At 46.7% G+C, this 14,746-nt stretch carries 12 protein-coding genes and 1 pseudogene; 4 read left to right on the top strand and 9 right to left on the bottom strand.

Annotation, left to right across the window (positions count from 1 at the left end; all coding sequences use genetic code 11):
• Nucleotides 1–184: 184 nt before the first annotated feature.
• Nucleotides 185–1,030 carry a PA4780 family RIO1-like protein kinase gene (locus Q0V82_RS14785; protein WP_297576932.1) on the bottom strand — a complete coding sequence of 282 codons (846 nt, stop codon included), beginning with the start codon at nucleotides 1,028–1,030 and terminating at the stop codon, nucleotides 185–187.
• Nucleotides 1,031–1,303: 273 nt separating this feature from the next.
• On the opposite strand from Q0V82_RS14785, the gene Q0V82_RS14780 reads away from it, so the two are divergent.
• Nucleotides 1,304–2,659: a sodium-dependent transporter gene (locus Q0V82_RS14780; protein ID WP_297576931.1), complete on the top strand. Its 1,356-nt coding sequence runs from the start codon at nucleotides 1,304–1,306 to the stop codon at nucleotides 2,657–2,659.
• A 99-nt stretch (nucleotides 2,660–2,758) separates the two neighbouring features.
• Here the strand turns inward: Q0V82_RS14780 and Q0V82_RS14775 are convergent, their stop codons facing one another.
• Nucleotides 2,759–3,202, bottom strand: a complete 444-nt coding sequence (locus Q0V82_RS14775) for a glycine zipper 2TM domain-containing protein (RefSeq protein WP_297576930.1) — start codon at nucleotides 3,200–3,202, stop codon at nucleotides 2,759–2,761.
• 365 nt (nucleotides 3,203–3,567) lie between these two features.
• Between Q0V82_RS14775 and alaS the strand changes: the two genes are divergently transcribed.
• The 3 genes from alaS (at nucleotide 3,568) to Q0V82_RS14760 (ending at nucleotide 7,993) form a co-directional block, all read left to right on the top strand.
• A complete protein-coding gene (alaS, locus tag Q0V82_RS14770; protein ID WP_297576929.1) occupies nucleotides 3,568–6,183 on the top strand; it encodes an alanine--tRNA ligase in 2,616 nt (871 codons plus the stop codon).
• A 204-nt stretch (nucleotides 6,184–6,387) separates the two neighbouring features.
• Nucleotides 6,388–7,374, top strand: coding sequence for a S66 peptidase family protein (locus Q0V82_RS14765; RefSeq protein ID WP_297576928.1), 987 nt, complete (start codon nucleotides 6,388–6,390; stop codon nucleotides 7,372–7,374).
• A gap of 391 nt (nucleotides 7,375–7,765) precedes the next feature.
• Complete coding sequence (locus tag Q0V82_RS14760) at nucleotides 7,766–7,993, top strand: DUF1653 domain-containing protein (RefSeq protein ID WP_297576927.1); 228 nt, start codon at nucleotides 7,766–7,768, stop codon at nucleotides 7,991–7,993.
• A 78-nt stretch (nucleotides 7,994–8,071) separates the two neighbouring features.
• Here Q0V82_RS14760 and Q0V82_RS14755 read toward each other — a convergent pair whose 3' ends face one another.
• The 7 genes and pseudogenes from Q0V82_RS14755 to Q0V82_RS14725 form a co-directional block, all read right to left on the bottom strand.
• Nucleotides 8,072–9,367 (bottom strand): adenylosuccinate synthase, encoded by a 1,296-nt coding sequence (locus tag Q0V82_RS14755; RefSeq protein ID WP_297576926.1) that lies wholly within the window; start codon nucleotides 9,365–9,367, stop codon nucleotides 8,072–8,074.
• Nucleotides 9,368–9,483: 116 nt separating this feature from the next.
• The gene (locus Q0V82_RS14750; protein ID WP_297576925.1) at nucleotides 9,484–10,629 is read right to left on the bottom strand and encodes an ATP phosphoribosyltransferase regulatory subunit; all 1,146 of its coding nucleotides are present in this window, start codon (nucleotides 10,627–10,629) and stop codon (nucleotides 9,484–9,486) included.
• Nucleotides 10,630–10,895: 266 nt separating this feature from the next.
• Nucleotides 10,896–11,774, bottom strand: a complete 879-nt coding sequence (gene hflC / locus Q0V82_RS14745) for a protease modulator HflC (protein ID WP_288843188.1) — start codon at nucleotides 11,772–11,774, stop codon at nucleotides 10,896–10,898.
• A 12-nt stretch (nucleotides 11,775–11,786) separates the two neighbouring features.
• Nucleotides 11,787–12,974 (bottom strand): FtsH protease activity modulator HflK, encoded by a 1,188-nt coding sequence (gene hflK, locus Q0V82_RS14740; RefSeq protein WP_297576923.1) that lies wholly within the window; start codon nucleotides 12,972–12,974, stop codon nucleotides 11,787–11,789.
• Nucleotides 12,971–14,077: a GTPase HflX gene (hflX, locus tag Q0V82_RS14735; RefSeq protein WP_226763689.1), complete on the bottom strand. Its 1,107-nt coding sequence runs from the start codon at nucleotides 14,075–14,077 to the stop codon at nucleotides 12,971–12,973. Before hflX ends, hflK begins: the two co-directional genes overlap by 4 nt.
• A 91-nt stretch (nucleotides 14,078–14,168) precedes the next feature.
• Nucleotides 14,169–14,420: an RNA chaperone Hfq gene (gene hfq / locus Q0V82_RS14730; RefSeq protein ID WP_297576922.1), complete on the bottom strand. Its 252-nt coding sequence runs from the start codon at nucleotides 14,418–14,420 to the stop codon at nucleotides 14,169–14,171.
• A gap of 104 nt (nucleotides 14,421–14,524) precedes the next feature.
• Nucleotides 14,525–14,746: pseudogene (locus Q0V82_RS14725) on the bottom strand (ribosome biogenesis GTPase Der); the annotation flags it as partial.

The following is a 14,746-nucleotide window of genomic DNA, read 5'->3' as shown; positions in this document are numbered from 1 at the left end:
CAGAGAGGCCGAAATATACGGCAGCCCTGCGATCACGTCAACACCTTGCTGCAAATAAAACCCACCTAGGTAGATAAGCTATTGATTTATATAGAAACAAATTTAACTAAAAATGCAGCAAACGGCAGAAGCAAACAAGGGCGCTATCGCGCCCTTTTCCTTAATCCAATAACACAAGTACGCCTTATGGCTGAAAATCGGGTAGTTGGCGTTGCAAGTGCTCTTCTTTCACATGCTCAACCTCACGCAAAACGCCGCTCACATCCACTTTACGATGATCTTGAATAATTTCCCCTGTGAGTTGCGCTTCGGGATGCAGTAAGCCGCCCTCATACAACTTCCAAATTTCTTTACCGTATTGTGAGCCATTGAGTTCAGGTGCAAACTGGCCAAAATACTCCGCCAGATTATCCACATCGCGCTCTAACATTGCGGCCGCTTGATTATTGCCTGCAGCATCAACCGCCTGTGGCAAATCAATAATAACGGGACCATGCTCATCAACCAGAATATTGTATTCTGACAAATCGCCATGGATCACCCCTGCACAAAGCATTAAAACAACCTGTTTGAGCAATTGAGTATGATAAACGCGAGCAAGCTCGGCACTCATTTCGACATCATTCAAGCGAGGAGCCGCGTTACCATCTTCACCCGTAACCAACTCCATCAACAAGACGCCCTCAAAACAGATATATGGTGTTGGGACACGTACACCCGCAGCGGCTAAACGGTACAGATTATCGACTTCTGCATTTTGCCACTCTTCCTCTTGCATCTGTCGACCATAGCGCGAGCCTTTTTCCATCGCTCTAGCTTGGCGGCTATTTTTTACTTTTCGGCCTTCTTGATAGGCGGCATTCTTTTTAAAGCTACGATGATTGGCGTCTTTATATACCTTGGCACACCGAACTTCATCGCCACAACGCACAACATATACCGTCGCCTCTTTACCGCTCATTAATTGACGCAAGACTTCGTCAACCAAACCATCTTCCACCAGTGGCTCTAATCTCTTTGGTGTTTTCATTAAATTTGTCTACGTCCTATTTGAATTTTGACTCAACTCGCTACTTACAAGTCAGCCATTAAAATATTACAATCATTTCTCGCGCGATTCCATTCGAATCAAACAAAGCAAAACCACCGATACAAATAAGGTGGCGCTGCACTTATTTTACCCCCGCTAAAAGCTTTAGTTTGAATCAATCAAAACCTAAGTCTCGGGTTTTCCCTCATGGACAATACACTAGCTAACTATGAATAGTGTGCAGTTGTTTACAATTTACTACAAGGGCATGGCATGAGCGCAAGTCGCGATGGTTTCACCTCCACATTTGGTGTCTTAGTCGCCACACTAGGTTCCGCAGTTGGTTTAGGTAATATCTGGAAGTTCCCCTATATGACAGGCACGAATGGTGGTGCGAGCTTTTTGGTGGTGTATGTTCTTGCCACTTTACTTGTCGCCCTCCCCGTGATGATTGTTGAAATTATGCTTGGGCGCGCCTCTCGCGCCAATGCGGTCACGACATTTGAAGTACTGGCACCGAAAAAGCAGCGCTTTTGGCCTGTTATTGGCTATATGGGCCTAATTGCAGCAGTACTGATTTTGGCCTTTTACACCGGTGTAGCAGGCTGGGTATTTGCTTATATCTTTAAATCAATCACTGGCAGCATCCACAGTACCGATCCAGCCAGTGCCAAAGCGGCATTTGACGCCTTGGTTTCCAACCCACTTGAAGCCTTATTTTGGCAATGGGTGGTATTGGCATGGGCAGGCACCATCATCATGATGGGCGTCTCCAAAGGGATTGAAGCTGCAGCCAAAAAATTAATGCCGATTTTGTTTTTACTATTAATTTTATTGTGCATCCGTAGTTTAACGCTACCTGGCGCAATGGAAGGGGTGAAATTTTTGTTTGCGCCTGACTTTAGCAAAATAACCGCCTCAGTCATGCTGACTGCTGTTGGCTTGGCTTTTTTCAAGCTATCGATCGGCATGGGCACAATGCTCACTTATGGCAGCTACTTCCGCACAGAACAAAACATTCCATTAACGGCCACTCGCGTGATGCTCGCTGACTTATCAGTGTCATTACTGGCGGGTTTAGCAATTTTCCCAGCGGTGTTTTCATTTGGCTTTGAGCCGGCAGCAGGTCCATCACTGGTCTTTATGACCATTCCAGCCGTCTTTGCCAGCATGCCATTTGGGCAGTTTTTTATGGCGCTGTTTTTTGTTTTAGCCGCCATTGCTGCCACGGGTGCGATTTTATCGATCATGGAAGTGCCGGTGGCTATGCTGTCGGAGCGCTTTAAGTTCAGTCGCAAGAAAGCCACTTTACTCACTCTGGGGGTGATTGGCTTATTTGGGATTCCGGCGTCGCTCTCATCGTCACTCACCGCCAGCTGGACTTTATTTGGCTTAAATCCATTCGATCTTTTCGACTACATCAGCTCAAATATTTTAATGCCAATTGGTGGCATCTTGATTTGTCTATTTGTTGGTTGGGTCTATGGCTTGCCACAGCTACAAAAACAACTGAGCAATGATGGGCAACTCAATAATGGCTTCGTCATTAAAGCCGTGTTTATTTTGGTTCGCTACATTACGCCAACGCTGATTTTAGTCATCATGCTAAAAGGGCTTGGGCTTATCTAGGTATTTATCTATAAGCCTTATTAAACATAGGCTATATGGATATACCCAACAAAAAGCACGAATTTATTCGTGCTTTTTTATTGGGACCACTAGCAAACATTACATCGGTGAAATACGCGCACTCGAGCCAGAGCCTTCAATATAAACACGCTGACCTTTATAAATATTAGCGTCAAACGGCTGGGTAACGACCACCAATACACCACTATTTAAGCGCACAACAACCTGCTGCCCTTGTTGATTGCCATCATAGCGATTTTCGCCATACTTCCCTGCCACCGCACCGGCGATCGCCCCGATGGCCAGCGCGACATCACGTCCAGTACCTGCACCAATCAAACTACCCAGCCCTGCGCCTGCCGCACCACCTAAAACGGCCCCCACCCCCAATTGATCGGAATGCGTTAAAGGGACCAAAGAAATTTGCTCAATCACCCCTTGTTGCACTGCATAAGATTGCTGCTGATTCATACCTACACCGGCGCAGCCTGCCAAAACCAAGCCCAAAGCAAGCGCCGTGCACCATTTAAATATGCTTTTCATTGCAAAATCCTTTGGCCAAAGCCGATTGATTAAAATGCTAAATAAAAATGCCCATTACTTCAGCCCCCAGCGCCCATGACGCAAGGAACTCAACACGTCAATCCGAACGTCAGAAATTTCTTACTAAAAACGAAATAAAATATCACCAACCATGCAAGCCGACCAGAAGGGGAAAGCTTTACATCACCACGAGCAAAATCAGTTCATCCATGCGCCAAACCATCTAGAACCGCCTCTTTGATACTTCATTTCGCATCAACTTTCATTCACTCTTGCGCTAGAAAGCCGACGTATGCATTACACGACTACCGACACAGCGTCTTTTACCGTAAAATCGACGGTTTGCTTCTTACCCACAGGTCGCCATGACATCCGCTCAGATTCGCCAAAAGTTCTTGGACTTTTTTGCCAGCAAAGGCCACCAAATTGTGGCGTCATCCAGCTTAATCCCTTTGAATGACCCAACTATTTTGTTCACCAACGCTGGGATGAACCAATTTAAAGACGTTTTTTTAGGTTTTGATAAACGCCCATATACGCGCGCGACCTCAAGCCAAAAATGCGTGCGCGCTGGCGGCAAGCATAACGACTTAGAAAACGTCGGCTATACCGCACGCCACCACACCTTTTTTGAAATGCTGGGTAATTTCTCCTTTGGCGATTACTTCAAGCGCGACGCCATCTTTTTTGCTTGGGAGTTTTTGACTGGCCCAGAATGGCTAGCTATTCCCAAAGAAAAACTAATGGTTACCGTGTACGCCACGGACGACGAAGCTTTTGATATTTGGAATAAAGAAATCGGCATCCCGAGCGATCGCATCGTTCGCATTGGTGACAATAAAGGCCCAGGCGTATCGGATAATTTCTGGCAAATGGGCGACACCGGTCCTTGTGGCCCATGTAGCGAAATTTTTTACGATCATGGCGCACATCACTGGGGTGGCCCTCCAGGATCGGCCGAAGAAGACGGCGACCGTTTCATCGAAATCTGGAACAACGTGTTTATGCAATTTAACCGCGATGAAGCGGGCGTATTGCATCCGTTGCCAAAACCATCAGTCGATACCGGCATGGGCTTGGAGCGTATTTCTGCGGTGATGCAAGGCGTACACGCCAATTACGAAATCGATTTGTTCCAACATCTACTTGCAGCAGCGAAACGCGAAACCGGTGCAGCCGATGCCGATTCACCATCGCTACGCGTCATTGCCGACCATATTCGCTCTTGTGCGTTCTTAATCGCCGATGGTGCACTGCCTTCTAATGAAGGCCGTGGCTATGTATTACGCCGGATTATCCGCCGCGCCGTGCGGCATGGTTACAAGCTCGGTCAAAAAGGCTATTTCTTCCACAAACTGGTCGCGCCATTGGCTGAAGTGATGGGCGATGCGTATCCAGAATTGCGTCAACGCCAAGAACACATTGTTGAAGCCATCAAAAACGAAGAAGAAATCTTCGGCCGCACGCTGGAAAACGGCATGGCTTTGCTTGACACCGTTTTAGCTGGCGGCAAACAAGTCCTCGATGGCGATGTAGCATTCAAGTTGTCCGACACTTACGGCTTCCCGATTGACTTGACTGCGGACGTCTGCCGCGAACGTAATGTCACGGTGGATATTGCTGGTTTTGAAGCCGCGCTGGATGTTCAGCGCAAGCAATCGAAAGCCGCAGGTTCATTCAAAATGACCACTGGCCTTCACTACGAAGGCGAGGCATCGTGCTTTCATGGTTACACAGAAGCCAGCCGTTCCGCCAAAGTACTCGCACTGTATAAAGGTAGCGAATCAGTGCAAACGCTAGACAATGGCGACGAAGGCGTGATCGTACTCGATCACACGCCGTTTTATGCCGAATCAGGTGGTCAAGCCGGTGATGTTGGCGTGATTGCGGGCCCTGGCGTATTTAATGTGACCGACACACAAAAAGTGAAAGCCGATGTATTTGGTCATCAAGGCCAAATCATTAGCGGCGCGCTCAGTGTCGGCGACGAAGTCACCGCCAGCATTGATATTGCCAAACGCCAAGCCAGCCAACGCAATCACTCAGCAACGCATTTATTGCACGCTGCGCTGCGCGAAGTGCTTGGTACGCACGTAGAACAAAAAGGCTCGTTGGTGAATGCAGAGCGCACACGCTTTGACTTCTCGCACCCGAAAGCGGTCACTGCGGACGAAATCGCTAAGATCGAAAGCTTAGTCAATCACGTCATCATGGCCAACGAAGAAGCGCAAATTCGCCTAATGAGCTACGACGACGCCATTAAATTTGGCGCGATGGCCTTGTTTGGCGAGAAATATGGTGATGAAGTTCGTGTATTGAAAATGGGCGACTTCTCGACTGAACTCTGCGGTGGTACGCACGTTAAACGCACTGGCGATATTGGCTTATTCAAAATCGTCGCAGAAAGCGGCATTGCTGCTGGCGTTCGTCGAATTGAAGCCATTACTGGCACCGCAGCACTCGCAGCAGTACAAGCGCAAGACGCTGAACTCAAAACAGCGACGTCTATCGTTGGTGCACATCCGGGCGAATTGATTGGCAAATTGGAAAAACTCCAAGCTGACTTAAAAGCAACGCAAAAAGAAGTTAGCGCGCTTAAAGGTCAAATGGCGTTTGGCCAATTAGACCAACTCATCGGCGTGGGCCTACGCACCATCAATGGCGTGAAATGCATTGGCAGTGTGGTAGAAGACGTTGATCCGGCCACCTTGCGTGAAATGAGCAATAAACTGATGGATCGCCTAGAAAGCGGCATCGCTCTACTCGCTTGTGTCACTGAGGGTAAAGTCAGCCTCATCGCTCGGGTATCGCCAGACCTCACCAGCAAAATCAAAGCTGGCGAACTGGTCAATATCGCGGCACAACTGGTTGGCGGCAAAGGCGGTGGACGTCCTGACATCGCCCAAGCCGGAGGCACTGAGCCTGCCAAACTGCAAGAAGCCATGCAAGCGGCAGCAGTCTGGGTTGAGAGCAAATTGTAATCGCAGCACACTAAAGCAAACAGCCACCCAAAATCGGTGGCTGTTTTTTTATGCTGATCGTCGAATCAAACGACGTAATGAAAGATCACGCTGAATAACGACTATCGCCAATATGGGTATAGCAATATAACCCTTAATTAATAAAGGCTTCAAGAACATACCCAATAGATTTTTAACCCCGCATAAAGCAACACAGAGGAACAAATGACAGGAGACAAATTGAAGCGAGGAGATAAAATCTGTGTGATAGCACCATCAAGAAGCCTGGGCATCATTTCTCAGCACACGATCGAACTTGCCACTGCAAGACTCAATGAAATCGGCTTAGAAGTTTGTTTTTCTAAAAACTGCCATCAAATCGATGAGTTTCACTCATCATCGATTGAAGCCAGAATTGACGATCTGCATACTGCGTTTTCTGATAAAACCGTCAAAGGCATTTTGACTGCGATTGGCGGCCATAACTCAAATCAATTACTCAATAAAATTGATTATTCAATCATCAAATCCAATCCAAAAATACTGTGTGGATTTTCTGATATCACGGCTTTAAGCAATGCCATTTATGCAAAAACAGAGCTCATTACCTATAATGGGCCGCACTTTTCGACATTAGGTATGGCGCAAGGACTTGATTACACAATTGAATATTTCAAAAAATGTTTAATGAGTGAAAGAGAATACTCAATAATGGATTCTCAACATTGGTCGGATGATGAGTGGTACATCAATCAAGATCAACGTGATTTCTATCCTAACACTGGGCATCAGGTGATCAACACGGGGCAAGCGTCAGGAACAATTATTGGCGGAAATTTATGCACTTTCAATTTATTGCAAGGCAGTTGCTATTTACCCGAGCCAGAAAATGCAATTTTATTCCTCGAGGAAGATAATCTACTGGAACAAAATACACTCAGTGAATTTGACCGTAATTTACAATCCATCATTCATCTAAAATCATTTCATTCTGTAAAAGGTATTGTGATTGGTCGGTTTCAAAAAACATCACAGATTACCCACGCGCAAATTTGTAAACTGATTCATTCAAAGCCAGAATTAAATTCTATCCCTGTCATTGCCAATCTAGATTTTGGACATACAACACCACAGATCACCGTCCCTATCGGTGGCAAGGTTGAAATTATCGCAACAAGCACACGCTGTGAAATCATGATCAAGCAGCACTAAAGCAAGATCGATAGCAAAAGAGGAATCAAACGCATATGTCTTTTTAATATGCATCCGTGTCATAGTGTGGGTTAGGCGTAATTTTGCCGCATACCCACCATTGCGCCACAAATGACAAACCCGATTATTGCGCTCATTTTGACATTGCCATGGTGGGTTACGTCCGATCAGCATTGGTATTTTTAAATGCAAGGTGGCGGACTAACCCACCCTACAACACCACGACAACGCACGGATTAGCACGTAGCTCGAATGAGCGTAGCGTTATCCGAGGAATCTGCAGCACTGCCGGATAACGCCTTCGGCTCATCTGCGCTAGACAACACCAAGACATATCCATAAGGGTATATGCTTGCAGCCATTATTAAATATTTCATAGAGAGCAATACCCATGAGCCCACGTCCAGAACTCGCCCTTGGCGAATATCAGCATTACAAGGGTAATCGTTACCAAGTCATCGACTTAGCACGACACAGTGAAACTTATGAATGGATGGTGGTGTATCGGCCATTGTATGGCGAAGGTGCTTTGTGGGTGCGCCCGTACTCAATGTTTGTAGAGAATGTGATCATTGATGGCGCCCCTCTCCCGCGCTTTTGTAAACTGGCGGATAAATAAATCTATTTATTGCGCCAAAAGTCCCAGACGTAAAAAAACCGCTGCAAGCACAGCGGTTTTTTTCATATACGCAGACGATTAGTCTTGGTATGGGTGTTGCAGAACGATGGTTTCGTCGCGATCTGGGCCAGTTGACACAATTGCAATCGGCGCTTCGCAGATTTCTGCGATGCGTTTCAGATAATTTTGCGCATTTAGTGGCAATTCTTCGAATTTTTTCACGCCGAAAGTCGATTCAGACCAACCTGGCATTTCTTCGTAGATTGGCTCGCACAAGGCAATGTTTTCTGCGCCAATTGGTAAGATGTCGATGGCTTTGCCGTCAAGCATATAACCAGTACACAATTTAATGGTTTCGATCGAATCCATCACATCAAGCTTGGTCACGCACAAACCAGAAACGCCATTGATTTGAATTGAGCGTTTTAGCGCTGCAGCGTCAAACCAACCACAACGACGCGCACGACCCGTTACCGAACCGAACTCGTGACCGCGTTCAGCCAAGCCAGCGCCAACATCGTCGAACAATTCAGTAGGGAATGGACCAGAGCCAACGCGAGTGGTGTAGGCCTTCACGATACCCAATACATATTGCAACATTTGTGGCGCAACGCCTGCGCCCGGAGCCGCAGCACCTGCTACGCAGTTACTTGAAGTCACAAATGGGTAAGTACCGTGATCGACGTCAAGCAAGGTGCCTTGCGCGCCTTCAAACAACAATGGCTCACCAGCTTTATTCATGTCGTACAAGGTACGCGATACATCGCCAACCATTGGGCGAATGCGCTCGGCGTAGGCCATGGTTTCATCGTAAACAGTTTGGAAGTCGAGCGTTGGTGCGTTGAAGTAGTTCTTCAATGCAAAGTTATACCAGTCGAGGTTTTCCAGCAATTTAGCTGCGAAGCGTTCTGGATGGTATAAATCTTGCACGCGAATCGCGCGGCGCGCCACTTTGTCTTCGTACGCTGGGCCAATACCACGACCTGTGGTACCAATTTTTTTCTCGCCCTTCGCCGCTTCACGCGCTTGGTCGATGGCAATGTGGTACGGCAAAATCAATGGGCAAGCTTCAGAAATCGTCAAACGACTGGCGACATCAATCCCTGCTGCGCTAAGTTCATCAATTTCTTGCAGCAAGGCCGTTGGAGAGATCACCACGCCATTACCGATAAAGCAGGCTTTACCTGCATGCAAGATGCCCGATGGAATCAAACGCAAAACTGTTTTTTTACCGCCAACCCACAATGTATGGCCTGCGTTATGACCGCCTTGAAAGCGCACCACACCTTGGGCGTGATCCGTTAGCCAGTCAACAATCTTACCCTTACCCTCGTCACCCCATTGTGTGCCGATTACGACGACATTTTTGCTCATTTCCAAACCTCAATGCTATTCAAAACAATGGCTATCGTCGCAACAGCAACGCAACGCGCCCGAACTTTAACTTTAAAATGCTCAATCAGCTAGCCCTTTACAGGGAAAAAACTAATTTATTGCAATGGTACGATCTGCCATTGACCACTAATCAATTGCAATGAGCGGTTAATATGCACTTCTGTGACATCAACCCCCAAGTCAACGATGACAATTTCACCGGCATTACGTAATTCACGGATCACCGCAATCAAAGCCATATCGTCACTTTGTGGCGCTAAAATCGCAGCCTGATGCGTCGGAAATGGCAATGAAGTCAATGCGCGTAAATCCAAACTAAACCCCGTTGCCGGCCGTGAGCGACCAAATTTTTCACCGACACTGTCATAACGCCCGCCACGCGCCACTGCGCTAGCAAAGCCATTGGCGTAGGCATTAAATACCAACCCAGTATGGTAGTAACTCCCAGGCGATTCGGCCAAATCAAAGCGCACACTCATTCCGCGACTCAGCAATGCGGTTTCTAATTCATGCAAAGCATCTAATGCCGAGGTAACCGCAGCAATTGCTGGCAAGGCTTGACGCGCACGCACCAGTACATCGCTGCCACCATAGCACAGCGGCAAAGCTAAAATACCTTGACGCAACTCTGGAGATAAATCTGCAGTTAGTGCTTCCAATGCTGGTACATCTTTTTGCTGCAAAGCGTTAAACGCCGCTTGTCTGGCCTCTTTTGGCCAGTGCGCCACATCGGCCATCGCGTTAAATAAACCGATATGTCCAATCTCAAGACAAAAATCGCTTACGCCAGTTAAAGCCAAACTGGCAAACATTAATTCAATGGCTTCAATATCCGCACCAATATTGGCGCAACCATAAATTTCAGCGCCAATTTGACGCGGCTGACGATTCGACATCAAGCCGTCGGGTCGCGTGGTCACCACCGATCCGGCATAGCACAAGCGCGCAACCCCTTTACGATTCAAGATATGCGCGTCAATGCGTGCAACTTGCGGCGTAATGTCGGCCCGCAAGCCCATTTGACGGCCCGATAGCTCATCGACCAATTTAAAGGTTTTTAAATCGAGGGCGCTATCGTCTTGCGTAAAGAGTGATTCGACATACTCAACCAGCGGTGGCTCAACTTGCTCATAGCCATACCGAGCGTATAAATCGAGTAAGGAGCGACGTAGCGTTTCAAGTTGACGCGACTCCATAGGGAGTACATCGGAAATGTATTCGGGTAGGATCCAGTTGCGCATAGTCCAGACAGATCAAATGCCCGTCTGGGGTATCCCCACAGAACGAGCGTAAAACAAGATATGGGTAGCAATACCTACTACACCACCAGCGAAATCAATACGCCAGCCATTAGCAAGCGAAGGCCAAAACGGTTACTTAGCAATCACTCATGGCGGCAATTTTTAATCCACTTGCACACCCAATGGCAGACAAGACAAAGGGCATAATACCTTCAAAAGGTATTAGCCCCAAGCCCTAATAAAACAACAGCCGTTACGCCGCAAACTTATTTTGCTGAACCCGCACGTGGATTTTTCATATATTTGAAAAAGTCAGAGCTTGGGTCTACCACCATTAAGTCGCTTTTCTTACCAAAACTTTGTTTATAAGCATCAAGACTCTTATAAAAAGCATAGAACTCTGGGGTTTTGCCATAAGCATCTGAATATATCGCTGCTGCCTTAGCATCACCGGCACCCTTGAGTTGCTGCGCCTTATTATACGCATCTGCCATGATGACTTCGCGCTGTTTATCTGCATCGGCTTTAATTTTTTCAGCGTCTGCACTACCTTCAGCACGCAATTGATTCGCGACCGCTTTACGCTCAGATTGCATCCGCTCATACACCGAGTTTAGCGTGCTTGGCTCAAAATCAACTTGCTTGATACGCACATCAATGACTCGGATACCAATCCGTTCGGCATCAATATTGGCGACTTTGCCAACATATTCCATCACCTTATCGCGCTTACCGGAAATCACATCTTGCACGGTATGCTTACCAAATTCATCACGCAGCATGTTATTCACAGTATTGCGAAGTCGATCAACCGCTTTGCGCTCATCCATACCGACCGCTTTGTAGTATTTCTCTACATCGAAAATCTGGTATTTGATATAGCTATTCACATTCACATTCATTTTTTCGATGGTTTGAATCCGTGCAGGCATATTTTCATCGATCGTTTGAATGCGCTTATCAAAATAACGAACATCTTGTACAAAGGGTAATTTGAAATGAATGCCAGGATCTTTAATCACCCGTTTTGCTTCAGAAAACTGGAAAATCACGGCGTACTGACGTTGATCTACAGTAAACAAACATAATGAAGCCAAAAATAACACCAGCATTACCGCTGATAACACAGGAAGAATACGATTCATTAACCTTCCTCCTTAACGACCGTCACGCTCACCGCGATTAACGCGATTTGCTGGGGTTTCAGAATTAACAGCGACAGGAGCCGAAGACGTTGCCGCTGGTTTGGCTGCGTCTGCATTGACCGTTGCTGCGCCATTCATTTGCATCAATTTATCCAAAGGCAAATACAGCAAACTGCCACCGGCCTTTTGATCCACCAAAACTTTGGTCGTGTTTTGGTACATGCTTTGCATCGCATCTAAATACATACGATCACGCGTCACTTGCGGTGATTTCACATATTCAGCAGCAATTTGTTTAAAGCGAGAGGCATCACCTTCTGCACGAGCAACGACTTGCTCACGATAACCTTCAGCTTCTTCATTCAAGCGTGCGGCCATACCGCTGGCTTTAGGAATCACGTCATTAGCGTAAGCAGTCCCTTCGTTAATCAACCGTGACTTATCTTGACGCGCTTTAACTGCATCAGAAAAAGCGGCTTGCACTTGCTCAGGCGGTTGCACATCCGAAATATTCACCCGTGCAATCGTCATCCCTGTGCCATAGCGGTTCAGCAACGACTGCATAATTTCTTTGGTGTCTTCCGCGATCTTGCCACGCCCTTCATTGAGCACGTAATCCACTTTATTGCGACCAACCACTTCACGAATCGCTGATTCTGCAGTTTGTTTCACTACATCACGGCCATTATCGATAAAGCGATTATCAAACAAAAAGTCTTTCGCTGAATTAAGGGTGTATTGCACTTCCAATTGGATCTGAATAATATTTTGATCCGAAGTGAGCATTAACGATGCTTCACTATTGGAACCCGCATCACCACGTACACCGACATCAAGACTACGAATTTCGGTCATATTCACCAATTCGCGTGATTCGATCGGATACGGCAAATGCCAGTGCAAACCTGGATTAACCACGGTCTCAACATACTTTCCAAAACGAGTGACTACCGCGTCTTCACGCTCGTCAACCATATAAGTACCCGATGCCAGCCACAAAGCCAGCAAAGCACCTAGAACCACAAATACCCCAGTCGTACCCGAGCCAGATGATGGATTCACTGGCGCATTATTTTGGGGGATTTTATTACCGAGCAAAGCGTTGATTTTATTGATGATATTACGAAAAATCTCATCCAAATTCGGTGGTCCACCTTTTTTATTTCGGTCACCACCCCATTGCGGATCATTTTGACTCATTTATCTTCCTTAACGGTTTGATTCATCGCTTCAACCAGTGCTTCGCGCAAAAGACTCAATCCTTCGCCACGCAAGGCGCTTAATTTAACGCTGCGAATATTACCATATTCGTCACGCTCAACTTCGGCAGCCAAATCACGCTGATCAATCTTATTAAAGACCATCAACTGCGGTATATGTTCCGCACCAATTTCAGTTAATACTTTATTGACTTCACTTATTTGCAAATCACGCATTGGGTGATTGATATCCACCACGTGCAATAACACATCCGCTTCAATGGTTTCTTCTAAAGTGGCACGAAATGCGGCCACCAAGGTGTGGGGCAAATCGCGAATAAAACCCACCGTATCGGAAATCACCACCGAATGATCAGCATCGATATACAGCTTACGGCTAGTGGTATCTAGCGTCGCAAATAACTGATCCGCAGCGTAGAGCTTGGCCTTGGTTAATGCATTAAATAGTGTTGATTTTCCGGCATTGGTATAGCCCACAATTGAAACGGTGAACTGCCCCGATCGATCACGCCGCTTTCTTTGCGTCGCGCGCTGTTTTTGCACGATAAGAAGCTGATCTTTCAAGCGCTTAACTCGAATCCCAATTAAGCGCCGATCGGTTTCAAGCTGCGTCTCTCCGGGGCCACGCAAACCTACTCCACCCTTTTGGCGTTCCAAATGGGTCCAGCCACGAATTAATCGTGTTTGGATGTGCGCTAACTGAGCTAACTCAACCTGTAGCTTACCTTCAGAGGTCCGCGCACGTTGCGCAAAAATATCCAGAATCAACGTCGTACGATCGAGTACTCGACACTTGACTTTACTTTCAAGGTTTCGCTCTTGACCGGGCGATAATTGATGATTAAAAATCACCAACCCTGCGTCATGCGCTAAAACGGCCTCAGCAATTTCGTCCGCTTTGCCGCTACCACAAAAATAAGCCGGGTCAGGCCGTTGGCGCTTCCCCTGAATGACGGCAAGTGGATGAACGCCTGCCGACCTTACTAATTCGATGAATTCTTCTTGACTGTCAGCAAAATCAGCTTCGCCAAAATCCAGACAAACCAAAATTGCTTCATCACCGCCCTGATGGCGTTCAAACATGCATACCTCTTCACTTCCAGAAAAACAAAACGCCGCGCAAGATAAAACCCCGAAAGACCATGCCTTCGGGGCTAACGAATGCTCGGTCTAATTAGCTTTCTGCACTGGCTGCAGCAGGATTTTCGTGCGGCACACTCACCGCACGAGAAGGAACAACCGTTGAAATCGCGTGCTTATAAACCATTTGGGTCACTGTATTGCGAAGCAATACAACATATTGATCAAATGATTCAATTTGCCCCTGCAATTTAATGCCATTGACCAAGTAGATTGAAACGGGCACGTGTTCTTTTCGCAAGATATTTAAAAACGGATCTTGCAGCATTTGTCCCTTAGCACTCATTATTATTCTCCGACTTGTTATTAGTTTTCCGTCTGTACGGTTTAGCTTGGAACATCTTACACCGACAATACAGCCATTGGCAGCTTAGCACTATTACAGCATTTTTAACGCTTTTTTAGTGCATTTTTTGCGCTTTGTGGGCCACGACGACCACGATTAGGCGCTTCTTTACCTTCAAATGGATTGTCTGTCTTTTTAAACTGAACCCGCAATGGCGTACCTTGCAATTTAAAGGTTTTAATAAAGAAGTGCTCTAAATAACGCCAGTATGATGCATGAACTGCTTCCAAAGCGTTACCGTGAATAATCACAACCGGTGGATTACT

Origin of the sequence: uncultured Deefgea sp., assembly GCF_947072475.1 — a bacterium.
Classification (GTDB): Bacteria; Pseudomonadota; Gammaproteobacteria; order Burkholderiales; family Chitinibacteraceae; genus Deefgea.
The sequence above is the reverse complement of the archived record's forward strand: the minus strand, read 5'-3'. Positions and strand labels throughout refer to the sequence as shown.

Bases quoted from the DNA above. Each gene is read 5' to 3' on its own strand.
- Q0V82_RS14785 (WP_297576932.1), bottom strand. From the start codon at position 1,030: ATGAAAACACCAAAGAGATTAGAGCCACTGGTGGAAGATGGTTTGGTT.
- Q0V82_RS14780 (WP_297576931.1), top strand. From the start codon at position 1,304: ATGAGCGCAAGTCGCGATGGTTTCACCTCCACATTTGGTGTCTTAGTC.
- Q0V82_RS14775 (WP_297576930.1), bottom strand. From the start codon at position 3,202: ATGAAAAGCATATTTAAATGGTGCACGGCGCTTGCTTTGGGCTTGGTT.
- alaS (WP_297576929.1), top strand. From the start codon at position 3,568: ATGACATCCGCTCAGATTCGCCAAAAGTTCTTGGACTTTTTTGCCAGC.
- Q0V82_RS14765 (WP_297576928.1), top strand. From the start codon at position 6,388: ATGACAGGAGACAAATTGAAGCGAGGAGATAAAATCTGTGTGATAGCA.
- Q0V82_RS14760 (WP_297576927.1), top strand. From the start codon at position 7,766: ATGAGCCCACGTCCAGAACTCGCCCTTGGCGAATATCAGCATTACAAG.
- Q0V82_RS14755 (WP_297576926.1), bottom strand. From the start codon at position 9,367: ATGAGCAAAAATGTCGTCGTAATCGGCACACAATGGGGTGACGAGGGT.
- Q0V82_RS14750 (WP_297576925.1), bottom strand. From the start codon at position 10,629: ATGCGCAACTGGATCCTACCCGAATACATTTCCGATGTACTCCCTATG.
- hflC (WP_288843188.1), bottom strand. From the start codon at position 11,774: ATGAATCGTATTCTTCCTGTGTTATCAGCGGTAATGCTGGTGTTATTT.
- hflK (WP_297576923.1), bottom strand. From the start codon at position 12,974: ATGAGTCAAAATGATCCGCAATGGGGTGGTGACCGAAATAAAAAAGGT.
- hflX (WP_226763689.1), bottom strand. From the start codon at position 14,077: ATGTTTGAACGCCATCAGGGCGGTGATGAAGCAATTTTGGTTTGTCTG.
- hfq (WP_297576922.1), bottom strand. From the start codon at position 14,420: ATGAGTGCTAAGGGACAAATGCTGCAAGATCCGTTTTTAAATATCTTG.